The sequence below is a fragment of the Streptomyces colwelliae genome (assembly GCF_048158785.1).
Taxonomy (GTDB): Bacteria; Actinomycetota; Actinomycetes; order Streptomycetales; family Streptomycetaceae; genus Streptomyces.
Map to the genome: position 1 here is coordinate 1 of NZ_JBLTJC010000608.1, position 4,027 is coordinate 4,027.

The 4,027-nt window shown below is 68.7% G+C and carries 3 protein-coding genes; 1 reads left to right on the forward strand and 2 read right to left on the reverse strand.

The window, feature by feature from the left end; all coding sequences use genetic code 11:
- Positions 1-218 precede the first annotated feature (218 nt).
- On the reverse strand, positions 219-1,559 hold the full coding sequence (locus ACNFOC_RS51830) for a polysialyltransferase family glycosyltransferase (RefSeq protein WP_416965936.1): 1,341 nt from the start codon (positions 1,557-1,559) through the stop codon (positions 219-221).
- Complete coding sequence (locus ACNFOC_RS51835) at positions 1,559-2,539, reverse strand: glycosyltransferase family 2 protein (protein WP_416965937.1); 981 nt, start codon at positions 2,537-2,539, stop codon at positions 1,559-1,561. Before ACNFOC_RS51835 ends, ACNFOC_RS51830 begins: the two co-directional genes overlap by 1 nt.
- A gap of 198 nt (positions 2,540-2,737) precedes the next feature.
- Here ACNFOC_RS51835 and ACNFOC_RS51840 point away from each other — a divergent pair.
- A partial coding sequence (locus ACNFOC_RS51840) for a DUF6716 putative glycosyltransferase (RefSeq protein WP_416965938.1) occupies positions 2,738-4,027 on the forward strand: 1,290 nt, incomplete at its 3' end.

The following is a 4,027-nucleotide window of genomic DNA, read 5'->3' on the forward strand; positions in this document are numbered from 1 at the left end:
GGGTGGCTGCTCCGGTTCCTGCCCAGGGTCCTGGCCCCTCAGGGTGGGTGCCAGGGCCTGGTCAACCGCGTTCATCCTGGGCCTTTCTCGCCGATGTCGAATGGCTGTTCCGCGGGGGAACGATGTGACGCTACGAACGTTCGACGGATGAAAGGCAATTCACCGGCGACACACAGGGGTCTCCCACATGTCGCCCGGATGAACAATTTGAATGGACGCTAACGTCCGGACAGAGCACGGGCGCGCCGCGCGATGCGCCGAACCGTCTGATTCCGTGGAATGAAGGACAGTTGTGCCGGTACGGCACCGGGCAGCGCCAATGCGGTCAGGCGACGGCGTTTGAAGTAGCGCCAGGTGTGCGGATTGAGGTGGGCCGAGAGGTAGCGCTCGGCGTCCTCGCGCAGCCGTGGGTAGATCCTGGGCTGCATCGCGAAGCCAACTGCCTTGAGCAGTCCGGACAGTTCCTCCACCCGCTCCGGCGACGGCATCCGCCAGTCCGTCACCGCCGCCTTGTCGCCGAGGTCGGGCAGCACGTCGTCCGCGATGGTCAGCGGCACCCGGTTGCTGTTCTGGTAGGGCGCGAGCCGGGCCAGCAGGGTGTCCGTGCCGACCCGCGCGACCGGGATGTCGTACAGGCCGGCCGCGGTGAACAGCGCGGTGGAGAAGCAGCCGACGACCAGGGCGGGTCGCATCCGCTGGAAGGCGACCTCGGCGAGCACCGGGCGGTCCAGGAGGGTGAGTCGGGCCCCCAGCTTGCTCGCCTCGTCCTCGAGGAGACGCGACCAGCGGGAGGGCGCCACGGGGTGCGGCTTGAACACCAGCTCGCGATGGCCCAGCGCCACCGCGCCGCGCACCATGCGCAGATGCAGCTCCTCCTCCTGCTGGTCGGTGAGGATGCCGAGCGCGGCGAGGTACTGGCCCAGCAGCAGGGCCGGTCGGCCCGTCACGGCGGGCAACTCCTCCTCGGACTCGGCGAGTTCGCCAAGTACCTTGAGGAAGGCCTCCGTCGGCACCAGCTCCGGCGGGACACCGAACTCGGTGAGCAGCAGCGGGGTGAGGCCCGGGACGAGATCGAGGTGCAGCAGCCGCTCGATGCGGGTGCCGACCAGCGGGTCGATCTTGTCGCGCGTGGGGCCGTAACTTATGAGGCCGTCCGCGTAGACGTCGACCGGGGCGCCGGTGAACAGCTGGCACAGCGCGAGCGACGGATTGACCTGGACGGACTCCACGGCGAGCCGGATCTCGTCGTCGCCCAGCCGCCACAGCAGCCGTACGTACCGCTCCCACATCGGGACGTCGTCGCCCCGCGGGCTCCAACCGCTCGGGTGGAAGGGGGAGATGGTCTCGTTCCACGACAGCACGTCGTCGAAGCGGTCCCGCAGCCGGTCGAAGCCCGGCATGGTGTCCACCGACGGGGTGGTCTCCGGGTTCGCCGCGTTGTTGGTGATCAGCAGCAGCCTGCGGTCGGCCTCGCCGAGGAGCCCGGCGTCCAGGGCGGCGGCCAGCGTCGCGGCGCCGTACAGGGTGGACGCGCACAGGATCTGGGTGGTGCGGGGCATCAGGCGGCCACCGTCCGCGCCGAGGTGGGACGGCGGCGCAGGCGCCGCAGCCGGCTCGCCCGCTGGGGGTCCATCGAGTCCATTACCTCCGCCAGAACATCCTGGGGCATGCGCTTCAGCGCCGCGGAACTCAATGAACGCAGTTTTCGAGCCACGGCGGGTTCGAACCTCTCGATCGATCCGAGATGATGAGCCATGATCGCGCAATACGTGCGCACCGCTTTTGGCAGCAGTTTATCGGCGTCGCGGTCAGCCGCCGTTTCCTCGATTACCTGGTCGAACGCACGAATGAAATCGAGCTGCCGGACGTCCCCGATCTGGGTCAGCGACGAGGCGACCCCGCGCCGGTAGAACACCCCGAGCAGCCCCACCGTGGCGAAGGACTCCGCCTCCCGGTGCAGCTTCCAGATCCACGGCCGGTCCTCGGCGGTGCGCAGCCCGTCGGTGAAGTGCAGCAGGCCCCGGTCGACGAGTCTGCGGTGGTAGATGCCCGCCCAGGCGTACGCGTAGTCCACGGACGTGGAGCGGTCGGCGGGCAGGATCGCGTCCCGCGGGTCCATCACCACACCGCGCCGGCCCTGCGGCACCCGGGCGATCGAGCGGACCTTCGCCGTGCACACCACGTGGTCGGTGCGGACGAAGTCGCAGCCGAGTTGCTCGATGGCGGCCAGCAGCCGCGGGAAGTAGTCCGGGGCGAGCCAGTCGTCGCCGTCCAGAAACGTCAGATACTCGCCACGTGCCTTGTCGATGCCGGTGTTGCGGGCGGTCGCCAGCCCTCCGTTCTTCTCGTGTCTGACATGCACGACGCCTGGCAACTCCCGCTCCGCGCGCGCGAGAATGTCAGGTGTCTCGTCGGTCGAACAGTCGTCGACGAAGATGAATTCGAAGTCGTCCCGTGTGTTCCCACGCAGGCTCTTCAGGGTGTCGGGCGCGTATTGCTGCACGTTGTAGAACGGCACGATGACGGAGAGCTTGACCACCCGCATGACGTTAGAGGGCCCTCCGTCATCGGTCTTTACCATTGGTTTGATGTCGGGTGAACGCCACGTGGCGAACCTGTGAACCAGGAATTTTTACCGCCCCGCCACGCCCTGATTCGCCATTCAGCGGTGTGCTGTTAACCGTTTGTTGCCTTCGGGTTGGGCCGATCAACGGAATGGCTTCCTAGCGTCTTCGGTGTGCCAGCAAGTGCAACGCAGACCCTGCGAGTCGCCGTTCTCGCGGATTCCGACACCCGGTGGAAATGGGGTTCGCTCACCGCGAACCGCATCGCTCCGCCGAATTCGGACATCTCTTTGGACGGGTACCTCCTGCGGGGTCGTGCCACCCCAACAGCCCGCCAGCTGAAGGAAGTCGGCGTCACCGCGGACTCCCTCCGCGAGGTGACCGCCGTCGAGTTCCTGCGCGCCATGGAGAGAGGCCCCGAGGACCAGTACGACCTCCTCGTCCTCTCCCTCGTCGGCGGCGGGGTCCAGGCGATGCTGCACGGCCTGGCCCGCGCCTGGGACGGGCGCACCAAGCGCCCTGTGGTCGTCACCGGCTATGTCGGCGTCGTCTACGAGAAGCTCACCGACGGCCTGCTCCTGCGGCACGGCGCGGACCTCGTCCTCGCCAACTCCCGCCAGGACGCGGACCGTTTCACGGCGGTCTACGACGGGGTCGGCGCCGACTCCTCGGCGGTCACCGAGGTCGCCCTGCCGTTCCTCGGCGGGGACGCCTACACCGGCGAGCACGACCCGTACACGGTCGTCTTCGCGGTGCAGCCCTCGGTGCCGGACAACCGCCGGGACCGCGACCACCTGCTGAACAGGGCGATCCAGCACGCCCGTTTCCACCCGAACCGCGAGGTGCTGCTCAAGCTGCGCTCCAAGCCCGGCGAACACACCACGCACATCGAGGAGTTGCCCTACCAGAAGCTGGTCCAGGGCAAGGATCTCCCCGCCAACTTCAGCCTGGTGTACGGGCACATGGGCGAGGTGCTCGACCGCACCGACCTCCTGGTGACCATCAGCTCGACGGCCGCCCTGGAGTCCCTGCACCGCCGTATCCCCACCGTCGTGCTGACCGACCTCGGCATCCGCGAGGGGCTCGGCAACCACCACTTCGTGGGCTCCGGGTGCCTCGCCTCCTGGGACCAGCTCGACGCCGGGTACAAGCCGGTGCCGGACGCGGAGTGGGTGGCCCGGCAGGGGGTCGCCGCCGAGGGGTCGTACGAGACGGCCTTCGACGCGGCCCGGGAGCGGATCGCCAAGCTCCTGGCCGGCGACGGGATGCCGGCGCCCTGCTGCTGGGTACACCGCGAAGGTCGCGGTCAGCGCGGCGATCGACGGCCCGGTGATCTGCTCCGGGGCGGCGCGAGCGGATTCACGCGAACGGGCTGCTTTCACCACTGCAAAGGGTGGTGGAAGCAGCCCGCGTCACGCTTCCCGGCGGGGCGGCCGACTTCCGGTGCGCGCGCGGCTTCCGTG